1 protein-coding gene is annotated in these 206 nt (G+C 60.2%); it reads left to right on the top strand.

What is annotated here, in order from left to right:
* Window positions 1–206: hypothetical protein (locus tag DIE13_RS33750; protein ID WP_311768353.1), on the top strand; the 206-nt coding region annotated here is incomplete at both ends.

Below are 206 nucleotides of genomic sequence, written 5' to 3'. Positions count from 1 at the left end.
TCGGTCGAGCTCAAACCCGTCGACAACGAGTTGATGCCGGTCGAAGTCGACGTGGACAACGAGCTGATCGAGCTGGTTGCCGACGAGAGGCCGGTCGACGTGGAAGTCGAGAGCGAAGCCACCGTACTGTCGGTCGAGCTCAAACCCGTCGACAACGAGTTGATGCCGGTCGAAGTCGACGTGGACAACGAGCTGATCGAGCTGGT

Origin of the sequence: Burkholderia sp. Bp9016, from assembly GCF_003857765.1 — a bacterium.
Classification (GTDB): domain Bacteria; phylum Pseudomonadota; class Gammaproteobacteria; order Burkholderiales; family Burkholderiaceae; genus Burkholderia.
The sequence above is the reverse complement of the archived record's forward strand: the minus strand, read 5'-3'. Positions and strand labels throughout refer to the sequence as shown.